Annotated in this window: 20 protein-coding genes and 1 tRNA gene; 11 read left to right on the plus strand and 10 right to left on the minus strand. The window is 62.4% G+C overall.

Annotated elements, in window-relative coordinates; genetic code table 11:
* Positions 1–278: 278 nt before the first annotated feature.
* The 5 genes from gorA to ACK56M_RS18295 form a co-directional block, all read right to left on the minus strand.
* Positions 279–1,634, minus strand: a complete 1,356-nt coding sequence (gene gorA / locus ACK56M_RS18275) for a glutathione-disulfide reductase (RefSeq protein WP_015270869.1) — start codon at positions 1,632–1,634, stop codon at positions 279–281.
* 188 nt (positions 1,635–1,822) lie between these two features.
* Positions 1,823–2,662, minus strand: a complete 840-nt coding sequence (galU, locus tag ACK56M_RS18280) for a UTP--glucose-1-phosphate uridylyltransferase GalU (RefSeq protein ID WP_013973181.1) — start codon at positions 2,660–2,662, stop codon at positions 1,823–1,825.
* A gap of 239 nt (positions 2,663–2,901) precedes the next feature.
* The gene (locus ACK56M_RS18285; RefSeq protein WP_411958888.1) at positions 2,902–3,816 is read right to left on the minus strand and encodes a c-type cytochrome; all 915 of its coding nucleotides are present in this window, start codon (positions 3,814–3,816) and stop codon (positions 2,902–2,904) included.
* Complete coding sequence (locus tag ACK56M_RS18290) at positions 3,813–4,463, minus strand: c-type cytochrome (protein ID WP_015270871.1); 651 nt, start codon at positions 4,461–4,463, stop codon at positions 3,813–3,815. Before ACK56M_RS18290 ends, ACK56M_RS18285 begins: the two co-directional genes overlap by 4 nt.
* Positions 4,464–4,540: 77 nt before the next feature.
* Positions 4,541–4,900 (minus strand): hypothetical protein, encoded by a 360-nt coding sequence (locus ACK56M_RS18295; protein ID WP_015270872.1) that lies wholly within the window; start codon positions 4,898–4,900, stop codon positions 4,541–4,543.
* 160 nt (positions 4,901–5,060) lie between these two features.
* On the opposite strand from ACK56M_RS18295, the gene ACK56M_RS18300 reads away from it, so the two are divergent.
* From ACK56M_RS18300 to csrA, 8 genes are all read left to right on the plus strand, one after another.
* The gene (locus tag ACK56M_RS18300) at positions 5,061–5,363 is read left to right on the plus strand and encodes a DUF1883 domain-containing protein (protein ID WP_004375922.1); all 303 of its coding nucleotides are present in this window, start codon (positions 5,061–5,063) and stop codon (positions 5,361–5,363) included.
* A 7-nt stretch (positions 5,364–5,370) separates the two neighbouring features.
* A complete protein-coding gene (locus ACK56M_RS18305; RefSeq protein ID WP_013973186.1) occupies positions 5,371–5,541 on the plus strand; it encodes a hypothetical protein in 171 nt (56 codons plus the stop codon).
* A gap of 43 nt (positions 5,542–5,584) precedes the next feature.
* The gene (locus tag ACK56M_RS18310; protein ID WP_015270873.1) at positions 5,585–6,673 is read left to right on the plus strand and encodes an NAD(P)H-dependent flavin oxidoreductase; all 1,089 of its coding nucleotides are present in this window, start codon (positions 5,585–5,587) and stop codon (positions 6,671–6,673) included.
* Between the two features lie 80 nt (positions 6,674–6,753).
* On the plus strand, positions 6,754–7,512 hold the full coding sequence (modA, locus tag ACK56M_RS18315) for a molybdate ABC transporter substrate-binding protein (protein WP_054572097.1): 759 nt from the start codon (positions 6,754–6,756) through the stop codon (positions 7,510–7,512).
* Positions 7,512–8,192, plus strand: coding sequence for a molybdate ABC transporter permease subunit (gene modB, locus ACK56M_RS18320; protein WP_015270875.1), 681 nt, complete (start codon positions 7,512–7,514; stop codon positions 8,190–8,192). Before modA ends, modB begins: the two co-directional genes overlap by 1 nt.
* Before the next feature lies 1 nt (position 8,193).
* A complete protein-coding gene (gene modC, locus ACK56M_RS18325; protein WP_015270876.1) occupies positions 8,194–9,285 on the plus strand; it encodes a molybdenum ABC transporter ATP-binding protein in 1,092 nt (363 codons plus the stop codon).
* A gap of 57 nt (positions 9,286–9,342) precedes the next feature.
* The gene (locus ACK56M_RS18330; RefSeq protein ID WP_015270877.1) at positions 9,343–10,365 is read left to right on the plus strand and encodes a DNA topoisomerase IB; all 1,023 of its coding nucleotides are present in this window, start codon (positions 9,343–9,345) and stop codon (positions 10,363–10,365) included.
* Positions 10,366–10,618: 253 nt separating this feature from the next.
* Complete coding sequence (gene csrA / locus ACK56M_RS18335; protein WP_004375914.1) at positions 10,619–10,816, plus strand: carbon storage regulator CsrA; 198 nt, start codon at positions 10,619–10,621, stop codon at positions 10,814–10,816.
* Positions 10,817–10,861: 45 nt separating this feature from the next.
* Here csrA and ACK56M_RS18340 read toward each other — a convergent pair whose 3' ends face one another.
* Genes ACK56M_RS18340 through ACK56M_RS18355 form a run of 4 tightly spaced genes read right to left on the minus strand, consistent with a single transcriptional unit; the run spans position 10,862 to position 14,154 of the window.
* On the minus strand, positions 10,862–11,215 hold the full coding sequence (locus tag ACK56M_RS18340; protein ID WP_015270878.1) for a response regulator: 354 nt from the start codon (positions 11,213–11,215) through the stop codon (positions 10,862–10,864).
* An 11-nt stretch (positions 11,216–11,226) separates the two neighbouring features.
* Positions 11,227–12,672 carry an ATPase domain-containing protein gene (locus ACK56M_RS18345; protein ID WP_015270879.1) on the minus strand — a complete coding sequence of 482 codons (1,446 nt, stop codon included), beginning with the start codon at positions 12,670–12,672 and terminating at the stop codon, positions 11,227–11,229.
* 6 nt (positions 12,673–12,678) lie between these two features.
* Positions 12,679–13,836 carry a two-component system sensor histidine kinase NtrB gene (locus ACK56M_RS18350; protein ID WP_043935714.1) on the minus strand — a complete coding sequence of 386 codons (1,158 nt, stop codon included), beginning with the start codon at positions 13,834–13,836 and terminating at the stop codon, positions 12,679–12,681.
* 42 nt (positions 13,837–13,878) lie between these two features.
* Entirely contained in the window at positions 13,879–14,154 is a 276-nt protein-coding gene (locus tag ACK56M_RS18355; protein WP_043935716.1) for a hypothetical protein, read from the minus strand.
* A 201-nt stretch (positions 14,155–14,355) separates the two neighbouring features.
* Here ACK56M_RS18355 and ACK56M_RS18360 point away from each other — a divergent pair.
* Positions 14,356–14,440 (plus strand) — tRNA-Leu (locus tag ACK56M_RS18360).
* Between the two features lie 105 nt (positions 14,441–14,545).
* On the plus strand, positions 14,546–14,959 hold the full coding sequence (locus tag ACK56M_RS18365) for a DoxX family protein (protein WP_015270882.1): 414 nt from the start codon (positions 14,546–14,548) through the stop codon (positions 14,957–14,959).
* 1 nt (position 14,960) lies between these two features.
* Here the strand turns inward: ACK56M_RS18365 and ACK56M_RS18370 are convergent, their stop codons facing one another.
* Positions 14,961–15,158 (minus strand): hypothetical protein, encoded by a 198-nt coding sequence (locus ACK56M_RS18370; protein ID WP_015270883.1) that lies wholly within the window; start codon positions 15,156–15,158, stop codon positions 14,961–14,963.
* Positions 15,159–15,617: 459 nt separating this feature from the next.
* Between ACK56M_RS18370 and adhP the strand changes: the two genes are divergently transcribed.
* Positions 15,618–16,628 (plus strand): alcohol dehydrogenase AdhP, encoded by a 1,011-nt coding sequence (gene adhP, locus ACK56M_RS18375; RefSeq protein WP_013973198.1) that lies wholly within the window; start codon positions 15,618–15,620, stop codon positions 16,626–16,628.
* Positions 16,629–16,772: the final 144 nt, after the last annotated feature.

The raw sequence follows: 16,772 nt of genomic DNA on the forward strand, positions 1-16,772 counted from the left end.
TAACCGCTGGTCCCGATAAAGGCTCATTGGCAAAGCTCATGCTTTTGATTGGTTTTGGCTATAACCGGTAGTAACTAATAGAAGGGAATGGGCTGAGCAAAGGATTGCGGGGTCATGCCCCTGACTCCATGGTCGTGTCACTCCTGTAGGAGCGGCCTTGTGTCGCGATGGGCTGCGAAGCAGCCCCTGTGTATCTCACGATTGCAGAAATACTGGGGGCTGCTTCGCAGCCCATCGCGACACAAGGCCGCTCCTACAACGGTATGCGTTCCGTTGAGTCAGCGCGTCGCGGTGCGCATGGTCACGAACTCTTCGGCCGCCGTCGGGTGCACGCCGATGGTTTCGTCGAACTGTTGCTTGGTCGCACCGGCCTTCAGGGCAATGCCCAGGCCCTGGATGATCTCGCCGGCGTCGGGGCCAACCATGTGGCAGCCCAGCACCTTGTCGGTCTCGGCATCGACCACCAGCTTCATCAGGGTCTTTTCCTGGATGTCGGTCAGGGTCAGTTTCATCGCACGGAAGCGGCTCTCGAATACCTGCACCTTGTGCCCGGCCTCCAGCGCCTGCTCCTCGGTCAGGCCCACGGTACCGATGGGAGGCTGGCTGAAGACTGCGGTGGGGATGTTCTGGTAGTCCACCGGGCGGTATTGCTCAGGCTTGAACAGGCGCCGGGCCACGGCCATGCCCTCGGCCAGAGCCACCGGGGTCAGTTGCACGCGGCCAATCACGTCGCCAATGGCCAGGATCGACGGCGCGGTCGTCTGGTACTGCTGGTCAACGCGAATGTAACCGCGTGCATCCAGCTCGACGCCGGTGTTTTCCAGGCCCAGGTTGTCCAGCATCGGGCGCCGGCCGGTGGCATAGAACACGCAATCGGTGACCAGCTCGCGGCCATCCTTGAGGGTGGCCTTGAGGCTGCCGTCCTCGAGCTTGTCGATGCGCTGGATGTCGGCATTGAACTGCAGGTCGAGGCCGCGCTTTTCCAGTTCTTCCTTCAGGTGCGTGCGCACCGAACCGTCGAAGCCACGCAGGAACAGGTCGCCACGGTACAGCAGTGTGGTAGCCGACCCCAGGCCCTGGAAGATGCCGGCGAACTCGACGGCAATGTAGCCACCGCCCACCACCAGCACCCGGCGTGGCAGGTCCTTGAGGTAGAAGGCTTCGTTGGAGGTGATGGCCAGTTCCTTGCCCGGAATGTCCGGCACCTGTGGCCAGCCACCGGTGGCGATGAGGATGTGCTCGGCGGTGTAGCGCTGGCCTTCCACTTCCACTTCATTGGCACCGGTCAAGCGCGCATGCCCCTGCAGCAAGGTAACCCCGCTGTTGACCAGCAGGTTGCGGTAGATGCCGTTGAGGCGCTCGATTTCCCGGTTCTTGTTGGCAATCAGGGTGCCCCAGTCGAAGTGCCCTTCTTCCAAGGTCCAGCCGAAGCCTGCGGCCTGCTCCAGTTCGTCGGCGACGTGTGCGCCGTACACCAGCAGCTTTTTCGGCACGCAGCCGACGTTGACGCAGGTGCCGCCCAGGTAGCGGCTCTCTGCCACTGCCACCTTTGCCCCGAAGCCGGCGGCAAACCGCGCCGCGCGCACACCGCCGGACCCGGCACCAATCACGAACAGATCAAAATCGTAGGCCATGTATTCACTCTCCTAGGCAGGCGCCCAGCATAACGCACTGGGGCCGCTTTGCGACCCTTCGCGGGCCCGCCCGCTCCCACAGTACCGGCGCAACCTTAAAGGCCTGCACAATACCTGTAGGAGCGGGCGTGCCCGCGAAGGGCTGCAAAGCAGCCCCAGTTATCAGCTTTGATACAAGTAGCGGCTTATCAGTAAGCCTTGCCAGTCTTGTAGTAGTTCTCGAAGCAGAAGTTGGTCGCGTCGATGTAACCCTCAGCGCCACCGCAGTCGAAACGCTTGCCTTTGAACTTGTAGGCGATCACGCAGCCGTTCTGCGCCTGTTGCATCAGGGCGTCGGTGATCTGGATCTCGCCACCTTTGCCCGGCTCGGTGTTGGCGATGATGTCGAAGATGTCCGGGGTCAGGATGTAGCGACCAATGATCGCCAGGTTCGACGGGGCGTCTTCCGGCTTTGGCTTCTCGACCATGTTGGTGACACGGAAAATGTCGTCACGGATCATGTCGCCGGCGATCACGCCGTACTTGTTGGTTTCCTGCGGATCGACTTCCTGGATGGCGACGATCGAGCAACGGAACTGGTTGTACAGCTTGACCATCTGGGTCAGTACGCCGTCACCTTCCGGGTTCACGCACAGGTCGTCCGCCAGCACCACGGCGAACGGCTCGTCGCCGATCAGCGGGCGGCCAGTCAGGATGGCGTGGCCCAGGCCTTTCATTTCGGTCTGGCGGGTGTAGGAGAACGAGCACTCGTCGAGCAGGCGACGGATACCAACCAGGTATTTTTCCTTGTCGGTGCCCTTGATCTGGTTTTCCAGCTCGTAGCTGATGTCGAAGTGGTCTTCCAAAGCACGCTTGCCGCGCCCGGTGACGATGGAGATCTCGTTCAGACCGGCATCCAGTGCCTCTTCAACGCCATACTGGATCAGTGGCTTGTTGACCACCGGCAGCATTTCCTTGGGCATGGCTTTGGTAGCGGGCAGGAAGCGGGTGCCGTAACCGGCTGCCGGGAACAAGCATTTTTTGATCATATACGTCCTTACAAAAGGCTAGGCCAGTGGAATTCGGCGCAGTCTAATCAGGCGGCAGTCACCTTACAATGCCCTACCTGTGGCCGATCGATGGGAAGATAGAGATAACCTAGTGTAGATAGTTCCGGTGGATCGTAAATATTGCTGTCATCCATGCCCGTTGGATGACAGGAAATCGGGGTTTCCTGTACTGGCCTCTTCGCGGACAAGCCCGCGAGGAGGCCAGTACAGGCAATACATCAGCTACCGGTGCCCTGCCCTATGAGCACACCATCGACCCTTTGCCCATACAGGTTCACCCCGTCATTGGCATGGAACTTCACCCGCGTTTTCTCGATGGAGCCCTCCACCAGCCGCGGGTCCTGCGGCCGTTCATGGCGATTGACCCAGGCCGCCACATCCCAGGCCTGCTGATCGCTAAGGCTGCCCGGCTTGCCCAGCGGCATGTTGTACTTGATGAACGACGCCGCGGTATTGATCCGGTGCATGCCGGCGCCCCAGTTGTAGGAGTCCTTGCCCCACAACGGCGGCATCACGTACTCGCCCGCCACCTTCTGCCCTTCGCCATTGTCGCCGTGACAAATCGCACACTGCTCACGATAAACCTGCTGACCGCGCTTGAAGTCGTATCCGCCCTTTGGCTGCGGCACCTCCGGGTACCCGCGCCCGGCAATCTCGACGCCGGTCGGCGCCTTGGTCGACAGCCAGTACGAATACACCGCCAGCGCCGTCATCTGCGGGCTATCGGCCGCAGGCGGCTTGCCGTTCATGCTGAACTGGAAGCAGCCCTGGATGCGCTCGGCATAGGTGTTGACCTTGTCATTTTTCTTGCGGTAGGCGGGGTACATCGGGTACGCCCCCCACATCGGCGCGGAATGCGCCAGCCGCCCCTGGTCAAGGTGGCAGTTGCTGCAGTTCATGCCGTTGCCCACAGCCTCGGGCATCAACCTGCGGGTGTCGACGAACAAGGCATGCCCCTCGCGTACCATCTTGCCAAAGGCATTGTCAGGCAACTCGCTTTCCGCTGGTGGCACGAACTGCGGCGCGGCCTGCACGCCAGGCACTTTCAACTGCGACTGGTCTTCCATGGCAATCTGGGCGGCGTGTGCGCTGCCCATGGCCAGCAGCAGCAGGGCTGGAATCATCGGTTTCATGGCTTGACCTCCTGGCTGGCGGGGCGGGCGAAGAACTCGGCAACGGCCTTGATCTCGTCATCGGTCATGGCCTTGGCCACGCCGACCATCAGCTGGTTGGGGTCATTGCTGCGCGTGCCGTCACGCCAGGCATTGAGCTGCGCCACCAGGTAACTGGCGGGCTGGCCGGCCAAGGGCGGGAAGTGTTCGCCAACCCCGCCACCGCCCGGGCCATGGCATTGCACGCAACCAGGAATCTGCCGGCTCCAGTCACCGTACAGGGCCATGCGGGTGGTGGGGTCATCGGCGATCTGCTGGCGACGCAGGTCGCCTGCAGGGTCTGCCGGCAGGCTGGCCAGATAGGTGCTGACCGCCTCGATCTCATCCTCGCTCAGGGCATTGGCAAGCGGCTCCATCACCGGCTGCTTGCGGCTGCCGTTGCGCCAATCATGCAATTGCTTGCTGAGGTAAGCGGCCGGCAGCCCGGCCAGGCGTGGGAAGCCGGCAGCGGCAATGCCTTTGCCGTCCGGGCCATGGCAACCCAGGCAAGCCATGGCGGCGGGGTTGGCCCCACCCTGGGTGAAGACTTTCTGGCCATCGGCGGCATGCGCCGTGGGCCAGGCCAGGATCAGCAGGCTGCCGACCAAGGCGCGACTCAACGGTGTCATCACGAATCTCCCTTTCTATTGTTATAAGCTTAGGCTTAAAACATATAAGTAAAAGGAGCGTGATCAGTTGCCCTGGATCAACTACCGGAAATGCATTGGGTGGCTGCGGTGCGCACGTCGCCCAGGCGCAGCGGGAAATTGTTCAGCCGCTCGTGCAACTTGATGCTGCTGCCGCTGCCACGCTTGTCGATATCCACCAGCGCCGCCGGGCCCACGCCCGAGCTGATTTTTTGCGGCACGATCAGCCGCAGGCCATCGCCACGCTGCTCTTCCACAAGCGGGTCCCGGGTATCGGCCAGCTTCTGCTTGACGCAATCGGCATACGCGCGTGGGGACTTGCCCGAGATTACATCCAGCGTTTCATGCGACTGTTCCAGTTCCGTAACACTCACACAGCCACCCAGCGTCATCGCCAACGCCGCCACCATCCACTTCATTTGCAGCACCTCTGCCTTCAAGAATCCGCTTTGACCACAGCCAGGCTGTTTTGCTCCCTGCTTTGGCAGATTTATCTATGCCTGGCGGAACAGCGCGGCAGTGTAACCCGACATCGTGGTATCTTTTGCCTTTGCAGAACCAATCCTTGCGGAGCATCACATGAAATTCGTACACCAGCGCGAGCACCTGAACGAGGACGATATCGTCGTCATCGAGTGCTCCCAGCGCTGCAATATCCGCCTGATGAACGACGCCAACTTCCGCAGCTTCAAGAACGGCGGCCGTCATACCTACCACGGTGGCCATTTCGACAAGTTCCCGGCGAAGATCACCGTGCCAAGCACCGGTTTCTGGAACATCACCATCGATACCGTGACCACCCGCCCGATCTCGGTTACCCGCAAGCCAACCTTGACCCACAAGATCAAGATCGTCCGTCGTTCATCGTCGAAACTCAGATAAGGCCACCATGACCCAGACCACCAAGTACGTCATCAAGTACAAGCTCGACGGCCAGCGCCGCTGGGACTTCGCGCTGATGCCCGACGCCTCCCTCGAACAAGCCCTGGAAGCCCTGCGCAAGATTCACGGCGAAGACGCCGAGAAGATCAGCGACATCCAGGTCAGCAAAGCCTTGTAAATACCCGCCCCACCGTACCGCCCGCCCGCGCAAGGAGAATCGCATGAGCCACTGGCCCGACCGCCGCATCCTCGACCTGCTGGGCATCGAGTTGCCCATTCTGCAGGCCCCCATGGCCGGTGCGACGGGCTCGGGCATGGCCATTGCCGTGGGCCTGGCGGGCGGTTTGGGCGCCCTGCCCTGCGCCATGCTCACGGGCGACCAGGTGCGCACCGAGATCGCTGCCTTCCGCGCCGGCTGCCCGGGCCGCCCGTTGAACCTGAACTTCTTCTGCCACCAGCCGCCAGCGCCCGATGCCGAGCGCGATGCACGCTGGAAGCAGGCGCTACAGCCCTATTACAGCGAAGTGGGAGCCGACTTCACGGCGCCCACGCCGGTGTCCAACCGGGCGCCTTTCGACGAACATAGCTGCCAGCTGGTCGAGCAACTGCGCCCGGAGGTGGTGAGCTTCCACTTCGGCCTGCCACATGCCGACCTGCTGCAACGGGTAAAGGCCAGTGGTGCCAAGGTGCTGTCCAGCGCCACTACAGTAGAGGAAGCCGTGTGGCTGGAGCATCACGGCTGTGATGCGATCATTGCCATGGGCTATGAGGCGGGCGGCCATCGCGGCATGTTCCTCAGCGACGATATCACCAGCCAGATCGGCACCTTCGCGCTGGTGCCGCAGGTGGCCGATGCGGTCAGCGTCCCGGTGATTGCCGCTGGCGGCATTGCTGACCACCGCGGCCTGTTGGCGGCATTGGCCTTGGGTGCTTCGGCAGTGCAGATCGGAACGGCGTACCTGTTCTGCCCCGAGGCCAAGGTGTCGCCGGCGCATCGCCAGGCCCTGGACAGCGCACCTGCCAGCGACACGGCGCTGACCAACCTGTTCACTGGCCGACCGGCGCGTGGCATCAACAACCGCATCATGCGCGAGCTGGGGCCGATGAGCGATTTGGCCCCGCACTTCCCGCTGGCCGGCGGGGCCTTGATGCCTTTGCGGGCGATTACGGATCCGCAGGGCAATAGCGATTTCAGCAACCTCTGGTCGGGGCAGGCGTTGCGGCTGGGCAGGCATATGCCGGCGGGTGAGTTGACCCGGGAGATTGCCGAAAAGGCGCTGGCCATGATCGGCCGCCAGGCGTCTGCATAAGCAGGTCTGGCCCCTTCCCGGCCCATGGCCTACCGCTATATAGTTAAGGATATAACGATAAGCCCCAAGGAGCTGTCTTCATGCGTATCCGCCCACCCCACTTGGCTGCCACCGCCCTGACCAGCCTGCTTGCCTTCAACACTGCCTGGGCCGATGAAGTCCAGGTCGCGGTCGCAGCGAACTTCACAGCCCCTATCCAGGCCATTGCCAAGGACTTCGAGAAAGACACTGGCCACAAGCTGGTCGCTGCCTATGGCGCCACCGGCCAGTTCTACGCACAAATCAAGAATGGCGCGCCGTTCGAGGTATTTCTCGCTGCCGACGACAGCACCCCAGCCAAGCTCGAGCAGGAAAACGCGATTGCCCCGGGCTCACGCTTCACCTACGCCATCGGCACCCTGGCGCTGTGGTCGGCCAAACCCGGCTATGTCGACGCCAACGGCGAAGTGCTGAAGAACAACCAGTTCAAGCACCTGTCCATTGCCAACCCGAAAACCGCGCCCTACGGCCTGGCCGCCACACAGGTGCTGGACAAGCTGAAGCTGACCGAAGCCACCCGGCCCAAGCTGGTCGAAGGGCAGAACATTACCCAGGCGTTCCAGTTCGTATCCACCGGCAACGCCGAGCTGGGCTTTGTCGCCCTTTCGCAAATCTACAAGGACGGCAAGGTCGAAAGCGGTTCGGCCTGGATCGTTCCCTCGTCCCTGCACGAACCCATCCGCCAGGACGCGGTAATCCTCGAAAAAGGCAAGGACAACCCCGCCGCCAAGGCCCTGGTCGACTACCTGAAAGGCCCGAAAGCCGCGGCAGTGATCAAATCCTACGGTTATGAAATCTGATGCCACTGGATGCCAGTGACCTGGGTGCCATCTGGCTGACCGTGAAACTGGCCAGCATGACCACCCTCATCCTGCTGATCGTCGGCACGCCCATCGCCTGGTGGCTGGCGCGCACGCGCTCGTGGTTGCGCGGGCCGGTGGGCGCGGTGGTGGCCTTGCCGCTGGTACTGCCACCCACAGTGATCGGTTTCTACCTGCTGATCGCCCTCGGCCCACATGGCTGGCTGGGCCAGGCGACCCAGGCGCTGGGCCTGGGCAGCGTGGTGTTCAGTTTTACCGGCCTGGTAATAGGCTCGGTGATCTACTCCATGCCGTTCGTGGTCCAGCCGCTGCAGAATGCCTTCGGCGCCATTGGCCAGCGCCCGCTGGAAGTGGCCGCGACGCTGCGCGCCAGCCCCTGGGACACCTTCGTCCACGTGGTGCTGCCGTTGGCCCGTCCGGGCTTCATCACCGCCAGCATCCTCGGTTTCGCCCACACGGTGGGCGAGTTCGGCGTGGTGTTGATGATTGGCGGCAACATCCCCGACAAGACACGCGTGGTCTCGGTGCAGATCTTCGACCATGTCGAGGCCATGGCCTATTCGCAAGCGCACTGGCTGGCCGGTGCCATGCTGGTGTTCTCGTTCCTGGTGCTGCTCCTGCTTTACGCAGGACGCCGCGGCAAGGCTGGCTGGAGCTGAAATGAGCGCATCGATTGTGGCGCGCCTGCAACTGGCACGCGACGACTTCACCCTGGACGTAGACCTGCACCTGCCCGGCCGCGGCATCAGTGCGTTGTTCGGCCACTCCGGTTCTGGCAAGACCAGCTGCCTGCGTTGCCTGGCGGGGCTGGAACGGGCCGCCAGCGCCTACATCGAGGTCAACGGCGAAGTCTGGGAAGACAGCGCCCGCGGATTCTTTCTGGCACCACACCTGCGCCCGGTAGGCTACGTGTTCCAGGAGGCCAGCCTGTTCCCGCACCTGTCGGTACGCGGCAACCTGGAGTTCGGCTGGCGCCGGGTGGCCGCTGCCGAGCGCAAGGTCAGCCTAGACCTGGCCTGCCAGCTGCTGGGTATCGGCCACTTGCTGGCACGCCGGCCGGCGACCTTGTCCGGTGGCGAGGCGCAGCGGGTGGGCATTGCCCGCGCCCTGCTCAGCAGCCCGCGCCTGCTGTTGATGGACGAGCCACTGGCTGCCCTCGACGGGCCGCGCAAACGCGAAATCCTGCCCTACCTGGAACGCCTGCACGACGAACTGGACATCCCGCTGGTGTATGTCAGCCATGCCCAGGAAGAAGTGGCGCAGCTGGCCGACCACCTGGTGTTGCTGGAGCAAGGCCAGACAGTGGCCAGCGGCCCGATCGGCGAAACCCTGGCCCGTCTCGACCTGTCGCTGGCCGAGGGCGAGGATGCCGGCGTGGTGTTTGAAGGCCTGGTGGTGGCACATGACGCGCACTACGACCTGCTCGACCTGCGCCTGCCCGGCAACGACGGGCCGCTGTTGCGTATCACCCACCCTGCCCAGGTGATGGGCAGCACCTTGCGGGTCAAGGTGCAGGCGCGTGACGTCAGCCTGGCCCTGGCAGCTGACAGCACTTCGAGCATTCTCAACCGCTTGCCGGTGCGCGTGCGCGAAAGCCGCCCGGCCGCCAACCCGGCCCATGTATTGGTCAGCCTGGATGCTGGCGGCAACGCCTTGCTCGCGCGCATCACCCGCTTCTCGGCAGACCAGCTCGGCCTGCACCCGGGCCAGGTGCTGTTTGCCCAGATCAAGTCGGTGGCGCTGCTGGGCTGAGCATCGGCCCCGTCGCTGGTGTCCATTGATCAGTGACCTGATCGAGGCCTGCCAACCATGCTTGACTGCCCCCTGCCGCGCACCCTGCACTACGTCGACGACAGCCAGCCGGGCCTGACCCGGCGGCGCTGGAGAGAGCGCTTCATCTACCTGGATGCCGACGGCCAACGAGTGCGCGACAGCGATACCCTTGCCCGCATCGCTGCACTGGCAATCCCACCGGCCTATACCGAGGTGTGGATCTGCGCCGACCCGCAAGGCCACCTGCAAGCCACAGGTCGCGATGCCCGTGGCCGCAAGCAATACCGCTACCACGCGCAGTGGCGCGAAATACGCGACCAGCACAAGTACGGGCGCATGCTGGCGTTTGCCCAGGCCCTGCCGAAATTGCGCGCACAGCTGCACGACCACCTTGCCCGGCCAGGCCTGGACCGGGAAAAGGTGATGGCGCTGGTGATCAGCCTGCTGGACCACACCCTGATCCGCATCGGCAACCAGCGCTACCTGCGTGACAACCAGTCCTATGGACTGACCACCCTGCGCAACCGCCATGTCGAGGTGAAGGGCAGCAGCATCCGCTTCCAGTTCCGCGGCAAGCGCGGCGTCGAGCACAACGTCAGCCTCAACGATCGGCGCCTGGCCAACCTGCTCAAGCGCTGCATGGAACTGCCCGGCCAAGCGTTGTTCCAGTACCTGGACGACGACGGCCAGCGCCATAGCGTCGGCTCCAGCGAGGTCAACCAGTTTCTGCAGCAGCTGACCGGTGCCGACTTCACCGCCAAGGACTACCGCACCTGGGCCGGTAGCAGCCTCGCCCTGGACCTGCTGAGGCCCTTGGCCTGGGAGCCCGAGAGCGAAGCCAAGCGCCAGGTCGCCGCCATCGTCCGTCAGGTAGCATCACGCCTGGGCAATACACCGGCAGTGTGCAGGCGCTGTTACATTCACCCGGCTGTACTTGAACACTATGCCCTGGGGCGCCTGGCCAACTTGCCGAAGAACCGTGTGCGCAAAGGCCTGGACCGTGAAGAAGTAGCCTTGCTGTTATTTCTTCAGGCACTCGAGGAACAGGATGACCATTAACCCGGTCTATTCACACCATGATGCGAAGAAATTTCCCATTGGCCGCCAAGCCCCCTATTCTTGCCACCGAGCACCTTGGCCGACAAACCGCTGGCGGTTTGCTTCGGCACCTGCGACTGAAGACACGCAACAGAATTTGTCTGTCGGGGAATTACTATCCGCCGAAAGCGTCTTTAATGAGAAGGAAGAGGGACAAGCTCCCGCCGCCGTGGCAACTAGCCCGACGGACTTTTACATCACCAAGGAGAACTACATGCTGATACTCACCCGCAAGGTTGGCGAAAGCATCGTCATCAACGATGACATCAAAGTCACCATTCTGGGCGTCAAAGGGATGCAGGTGAGGATCGGTATCGATGCACCGAAAGACGTCCAGGTCCATCGAGAAGAGATCTTCAAGCGTATTCAGGCCGGCAGCCCGGCCCCGGAAAAGCACGACGACTCGCACTGAGCGACCTGCCTCAAGCCGCACGGACGCGCTTGATCGCGCCGCGCCTCAGGTGCCCAGCAGTTCGCGCACCTTGGCGATCATACAGTCCATGTCGAACGGTTTGTCGAACACCGCGGCGAACAGTTCCGGGCATCCCTGGTTGGCCTGCGCGCCACTCATGAGGATGACCGGCAACTCGCTCAAGGCCGGGTCTTCACGCATCGAGCGCACAAGCTCCTCACCGTTGAGCAGTGGCATCATGTAGTCGGTGATGACCAGCTGAACGCGCTTTTCCTTCAGTGCCTCCAGCGCCTTGTAGCCGTTGCTCGCCTTTTCCACCAGAAAACCCTCGTCCTCCAGGGCAAAACCGAGGATGTCGGCAATCAGGTACTCGTCATCGACGATCAGGATGGTGTTCATCGCCCGCCTCGTCACCCGCTCCCCTGCGGCACCGGCGTTCCCGAAAGCACACCGCAAGCGCCTTCGAACGCCTTGCGCAGGGTAATGCCCTGCGGCCCGATCAGCAGCTCGTGCAAGGCAGGGTCATGGTGGCTGTCACGCACCTTGAGGATCGACAGCATGCGCCGCAGCTGCGAATCCAGCTCGACGAAGCGCATCAGCATCAAGTTGTCGACGATGCTTGACAGGTCCGGGGCCGGGGCGCTGATTTCCGCGCCGAAAATGTCGCGCATTTCCCAGGTCAGCATCACGCTGACATCGCGCGCGCGCAGTTCGCCGACCAAGGCGCGGAAAAACGCATTGAGCCGCGCCGGGTCGATGGCCAGGCGGCTGAACGCCCCCAGGCTGTCGATCAGCACGCGCTTGCTGCCTTGCGCTTCGACCCGCTCGAGCAGGCGCGCCCCGACCTGGTCCAGCAGGCCCTCGGTAGTCGGCTGCCAGCAAAGCTGCAGGATGCCTGCCTGCTCCATGGCTGCAAAATCGTAACCCAGCGACGCGGCCTTGATACGCAGGCGCTCCGGCGTTTCGTAAAAGCCGAAATGCAGCCCCGGCGCCTGCGGGCTGCTGGCACCGAGAAATGCCAGGCCCAATGACGTCTTGCCAATACCCGAGGGCCCGATCAGCAGGCTGACCGAGCCCGTGGCCAGGCCGCCACCGAGCATTTCATCCAGGGTCGCCACCCCGCTGCGGATGCGCTCCAAGGTGGCGCTGCCCGCCTGGCTGGGGTGGCTGAACAGTGACTCCAGGCGCGGGTATACATGCATGCCGGTTTCATCGATGAGGCATTCATGGCGCCCCGACAACGCCGCACTGCCCCGCGTCTTGCGCAGCTGGATATGACGCACGGCGCGGCTGCCAAACAGTTGCTCGCCCAGTTCGATCACCCCGTCGACCATCGTGTGCTCCGGGCTGCCCTCGTCCAGCCGGGCGCTGGTCAGCAGCAGCACGGTGCAGCCCGCAAAGGCCGCATGGCCCTGTAGTTCAGAGACGAATTTCTTGGTATCCAGCGCGGTTTCCGCACGCACCCGGGCATTTAGCACGCCATCGACGATCAGCAGGCTGGCCTGCTGGCGGGCGATTTCCTGGCGCAGCAGCCGTACCACGGCGTCCAGGCCTTCCTGCTCCAGGGTATCGAAGGCACTGACGAACTGGATCGGATCACCTACCAGCGCCGGGTCGAAGAACTCCAGGGTCGCCAGGTACTGGAACAGCCGCTCGTGCGACTCGCTGAGCAAGGTGGCCACCAGCACCCGGCCACCACCGCGCACATGCCCGCAGGCCAGCTGATTGGCGAGGATGGTCTTGCCCGCCCCCGGCGGGCCCTGAATGATGTAGGACGCGCCAGCCACCAGGCCACCCTGGAGCAACGCATCGAGCCCATCGATCCCCGTCACCAGCCGCCTGAGTGCCTGTGCCATGGTGTTCTACCTGTCGAGTTGGCTGTCCGTGTGCTGATAGATTGGCAAGTAAAGCTGCATGCAAGTTCCCCGGCCGGGCTCGCTGTCGACGCAAATGGCACCACCGCTCTGCCTGGCAAAACCATACACCTGGCTGAGGCCCAGGCCAGTCCCCTTGCCAAAGGGCTTGGTAGTGAAAAACGGTTCGAAGATCCGCGGCAGTACCGCTGGCGCGATGCCCTCGCCGCTGTCTTCGACCTCGAAACGCACAAACCCGCCGTGCAGGCCCTCCACCTCACCGGTCAGCTCGACCACCTCGACTGTCAAGCCGATCCGGCCCTGCCCCGTGATGGCATCGCGGGCATTGAACAACAGGTTGAGCAGTACCATCTGCAATTGCCCGGCATCCACCTCGATCAGGGGCAGGTCCGGTTGCAGCACCACCTCCAGGTCAATCGATCCAGGCAGCGCATGCTCCAGTAGACCACGGGTGGCGGCAACAAGGTTCGCCGGGGCGACGCAAGCCACATCAAGCTTGCGGTGGCGGGCAAAGCTGAGCAACTGCTGGGTCAGCTCGGTGCCCCGCTGCCCGGCATCGAGAATGTGCTGCAACATGCGCTGGGCGCGTGCCGGGTCCTGGGTGGCCAGCGCCAAGCGCGCCGAGCTGATGATGATGGTCAGCATGTTGTTGAAGTCATGCGCCAGGCCACCGGTCAACTGGCCGAGGGCCTCCAGCTTCTGTGCCTGGAACAGCTGGGCGCGCACCGCGTCCAGTTGCAGCGCCGACTCGCGGCGGTCGGTGATGTCCCGGGTCACCTTGGCCAGGCCGACAATCTGGCCCTGGTCATCGCGAATCACATCCAGGGCGGCCAGCGCCCAGAACTGCGTGCCATCCTTGCGTACGCGCCAGCCCTCATCCTGCGCCTCGCCCTGCTCCAGCGCCTGGCGCAGCAAGCGCTCCGGGCGGCCCTCGGTGCAATCCTGCGGAGTGAAGAACAACGAGAAATGCTGGCCGATCACTTCATCGGCACGGTACCCCTTGATACGTTGCGCGCCTGCGTTCCACGACACCACATGGCCGGAAGGATCAAGCATGTAAATGGCGTAATCCACCACCGACTGAACCAGCTGTTCATAGCGTTGGGCAGTCATGACAGGGTGATCGAGACAGTCAGCTGAAACCATGCGAACTCCACCGGCACAGCAGGAGGGAAAATATTGCGAGGTTCAACGCCCAGGCTCAACCAGCACAAGGCTGATGCGCCGAGGCATCGCCACTTTCAGCAGCCACAAGCCGACCAGCAGGATAAGCCCTCCACCGGCCAGGGCCATCAGCCGCTGCGGTTGAGAGTGTTCGGCATCGAACCCAAGCATCAGCAGATAACCGCCCAGGCTGATCAGGCTCAGGTAGAGAAATGCCGCCAGCACGACGACCAGCACGAACAAAAGTCGCCACAATAGCCGTGGGTGCACTATACGCTCGGGAGTATCGGACAGAGTCATCACCGCACACTCTTTGGATCCAATAAAAGGGCAACAGTGGCGTAATGATAGCAAGGTGTCAATTGCCCATTCGATCGACCTTCATTCTGTTGATCATAGGCGCTGTGGTTGACTCAACTATAACAATGGGTTATAAAGCGCGCTTGATTGCGAAGCCCTTCTGCTTAGAAGTGAGCTGGTCGTTACGGCCCCTTCAAGCGTGCGAGTGTGGTGGAATTGGTATACACAGCAGACTTAAAATCTGTCGGCGTGAGCCTTGCGGGTTCGAGTCCCGCCACTCGCACCAAATTTCTTCGCAAAAGGCGCCCTCGCGGCGCCTTTTTGCTGCCCGCCTGCAAGGTGTTGCGCAGCTGCTAGAGTGGAGCTTGAACCCGTCCACTGGAACGCCGCCATGCGCTACTCCCTGTTCGATGGTCAACGCGACATCATTATCCTGATTGCCCGTGTGCTGCTGATGATCCTGTTCGTCTTGTCTGGCTGGGGCAAGCTGACCGGGTTCGAAGGCACGGTCGGCTACATGACTTCACTGGGCGCTCCTGCCCCCATGCTGGCAGCGGCAGTAGCCGTGCTCATGGAATTCGCCGTTGGCATCCTGCTGATCCTCGGATTCTACACCCGGCCGCTGGCCTTCCTGTTTGCGTTGTTCGTGCTGGGCACGGCGCTGCTGGGCCACCCGTTCTGGAACATGGTCGACCCTGAGCGCAGCGCCAACATGACCCAGTTCCTGAAAAACCTCAGCATCATGGGCGGCATGTTGTTACTGGCGGTAAGCGGCCCCGGGCGTTTTTCGGTGGACGGGCGCTGACTCAGTCGTCTTCGCAGTCGTCGAACCAGGCTGGGTGACCACGCTCTTCTTCATCAAGGTCATCCAGCGTTTCTTCGTCTTCCTCGATGTCATCCTCGACGCCTCGGGCATCGGCTTCTGCCTCAGTGTCGTCGTAGAGGAATTCGTGATCAAGCAGGTGATCATGTTCGGGTTCGTGCAGGTCATCTTCGTCGCGCATGCTGACTCCTGGGCTGGTGGCAGGCCTGTATAGGCGGATCGGCTGCACAGGTCAATGCATTACCGCTTAATGCTGGGTTAACCGGCCGGACCCAAGCTGCAGGCTCTCCCTTCAAACGTTGCTTGCCCGCCATACCCGGCGGGCTTTTTTATTGCTGCCACTCCCCCTGCGTCCAGTGCAGTGAAATCACATGGAACCCGGCCCATGCTGACCACACTCGAGCTGAGCCATGCATGACAAGTCCATCACCTGAGCTTCACAAAATGCTGACATCCCGCTGGGCACACTAACCCTGCTCCCTATGTTCTTACAGCCCGCCGCATCGTTGCCGCGGGCTTTTCTTTTTGTGGCATGCACAGTGCCTCTGACCATGACCTGAGGCAGTTTTACCGTATCGGCCCAGGGCTATGCTTAGCCGGCGATAAGCAAGCCCATTCGGAACAGGATACGGAGGCTCGTATGAAAGCTGCTGTTGTTGCACCAGGCCGTCGCGTGGAAGTGGTGGAGAAAACCCTGCGCCCCCTCGAGCACGGTGAAGCGCTGCTGAAGATGCAATGCTGCGGTGTGTGCCACACCGACCTGCATGTGAAAAATGGCGACTTCGGTGACAAGACCGGTGTGGTGCTAGGTCACGAAGGCATCGGCGTGGTCCAGGCAGTAGGGCCAGGCGTCACCTCGCTCAAACCGGGCGACCGCGCCAGCGTGGCCTGGTTCTACCAGGGCTGCGGGCATTGCGAGTATTGCAACAGCGGCAACGAAACCCTGTGCCGCGAAGTGAAGAACTCCGGCTACACCGTGGACGGCGGCATGGCCGAAGCCTGCATCGTCAAGGCCGACTACTCGGTCAAAGTGCCCGACGGGCTCGACTCCGCTGCCGCCAGCAGTATTACCTGCGCCGGCGTCACCACCTACAAGGCGGTGAAGATCTCCAACATCCGCCCCGGCCAATGGATCGCCATCTACGGCCTCGGCGGCCTGGGCAACCTTGCCCTGCAATATGCCAAGAACGTCTTCAACGCCAAAGTGATCGCCATCGACGTCAACGAAGAGCAACTGCGCTTCGCCAGCGAGATGGGCGCTGACCTGGTCATCAACTCACGCACCGAAGATGCCGCCAAGGTCATCCAGGCCAAGACCGGTGGCGCCCATGCCGCCGTGGTTACCGCCGTTGCCAAGGCTGCCTTCAACTCGGCCGTTGACGCCCTGCGTGCGGGTGGCCGCCTGGTTGCGGTCGGCCTGCCGTCGGAAGCCATGAACCTGAACATCCCTCGCCTGGTGCTGGACGGTATCGAAGTGATCGGCTCGCTGGTCGGTACCCGCCAGGACCTGCAGGAAGCTTTCCAGTTTGCGGCGGAAGGGAAAGTGGTGCCGAAGGTGACTCTGCGACCGATCGAGGATATCAACCAGATCTTCGATGAGATGCTGGAGGGCAAGATCAAAGGGCGGATGGTGATTCAGTTCGAGGGGTGATGACCCATGTGCGCTGGCTGTTGGTGCAGCGCACACTACCCTGAAATGGGCGCGCCTTAGGTCCTGGTTTCAGGTAAGCGCTATGCTTGATACACGATTTTATCCAAGTCGTGGTTTGTAGTCGGTTCGCAAGCAGAAGACTGG

Source organism: Pseudomonas sp. s4 (assembly GCF_046764235.1).
In the GTDB taxonomy this organism is placed as follows: Bacteria; Pseudomonadota; Gammaproteobacteria; order Pseudomonadales; family Pseudomonadaceae; genus Aquipseudomonas; species Aquipseudomonas asiatica.

Bases quoted from the DNA above. Each gene is read 5' to 3' on its own strand.
- gorA (WP_015270869.1), bottom strand. From the start codon at position 1,634: ATGGCCTACGATTTTGATCTGTTCGTGATTGGTGCCGGGTCCGGCGGT.
- galU (WP_013973181.1), bottom strand. From the start codon at position 2,662: ATGATCAAAAAATGCTTGTTCCCGGCAGCCGGTTACGGCACCCGCTTC.
- ACK56M_RS18285 (WP_411958888.1), bottom strand. From the start codon at position 3,816: ATGAAACCGATGATTCCAGCCCTGCTGCTGCTGGCCATGGGCAGCGCA.
- ACK56M_RS18290 (WP_015270871.1), bottom strand. From the start codon at position 4,463: ATGACACCGTTGAGTCGCGCCTTGGTCGGCAGCCTGCTGATCCTGGCC.
- ACK56M_RS18295 (WP_015270872.1), bottom strand. From the start codon at position 4,900: ATGAAGTGGATGGTGGCGGCGTTGGCGATGACGCTGGGTGGCTGTGTG.
- ACK56M_RS18300 (WP_004375922.1), top strand. From the start codon at position 5,061: ATGAAATTCGTACACCAGCGCGAGCACCTGAACGAGGACGATATCGTC.
- ACK56M_RS18305 (WP_013973186.1), top strand. From the start codon at position 5,371: ATGACCCAGACCACCAAGTACGTCATCAAGTACAAGCTCGACGGCCAG.
- ACK56M_RS18310 (WP_015270873.1), top strand. From the start codon at position 5,585: ATGAGCCACTGGCCCGACCGCCGCATCCTCGACCTGCTGGGCATCGAG.
- modA (WP_054572097.1), top strand. From the start codon at position 6,754: ATGCGTATCCGCCCACCCCACTTGGCTGCCACCGCCCTGACCAGCCTG.
- modB (WP_015270875.1), top strand. From the start codon at position 7,512: ATGCCACTGGATGCCAGTGACCTGGGTGCCATCTGGCTGACCGTGAAA.
- modC (WP_015270876.1), top strand. From the start codon at position 8,194: ATGAGCGCATCGATTGTGGCGCGCCTGCAACTGGCACGCGACGACTTC.
- ACK56M_RS18330 (WP_015270877.1), top strand. From the start codon at position 9,343: ATGCTTGACTGCCCCCTGCCGCGCACCCTGCACTACGTCGACGACAGC.
- csrA (WP_004375914.1), top strand. From the start codon at position 10,619: ATGCTGATACTCACCCGCAAGGTTGGCGAAAGCATCGTCATCAACGAT.
- ACK56M_RS18340 (WP_015270878.1), bottom strand. From the start codon at position 11,215: ATGAACACCATCCTGATCGTCGATGACGAGTACCTGATTGCCGACATC.
- ACK56M_RS18345 (WP_015270879.1), bottom strand. From the start codon at position 12,672: ATGGCACAGGCACTCAGGCGGCTGGTGACGGGGATCGATGGGCTCGAT.
- ACK56M_RS18350 (WP_043935714.1), bottom strand. From the start codon at position 13,836: ATGGTTTCAGCTGACTGTCTCGATCACCCTGTCATGACTGCCCAACGC.
- ACK56M_RS18355 (WP_043935716.1), bottom strand. From the start codon at position 14,154: ATGACTCTGTCCGATACTCCCGAGCGTATAGTGCACCCACGGCTATTG.
- ACK56M_RS18365 (WP_015270882.1), top strand. From the start codon at position 14,546: ATGCGCTACTCCCTGTTCGATGGTCAACGCGACATCATTATCCTGATT.
- ACK56M_RS18370 (WP_015270883.1), bottom strand. From the start codon at position 15,158: ATGCGCGACGAAGATGACCTGCACGAACCCGAACATGATCACCTGCTT.
- adhP (WP_013973198.1), top strand. From the start codon at position 15,618: ATGAAAGCTGCTGTTGTTGCACCAGGCCGTCGCGTGGAAGTGGTGGAG.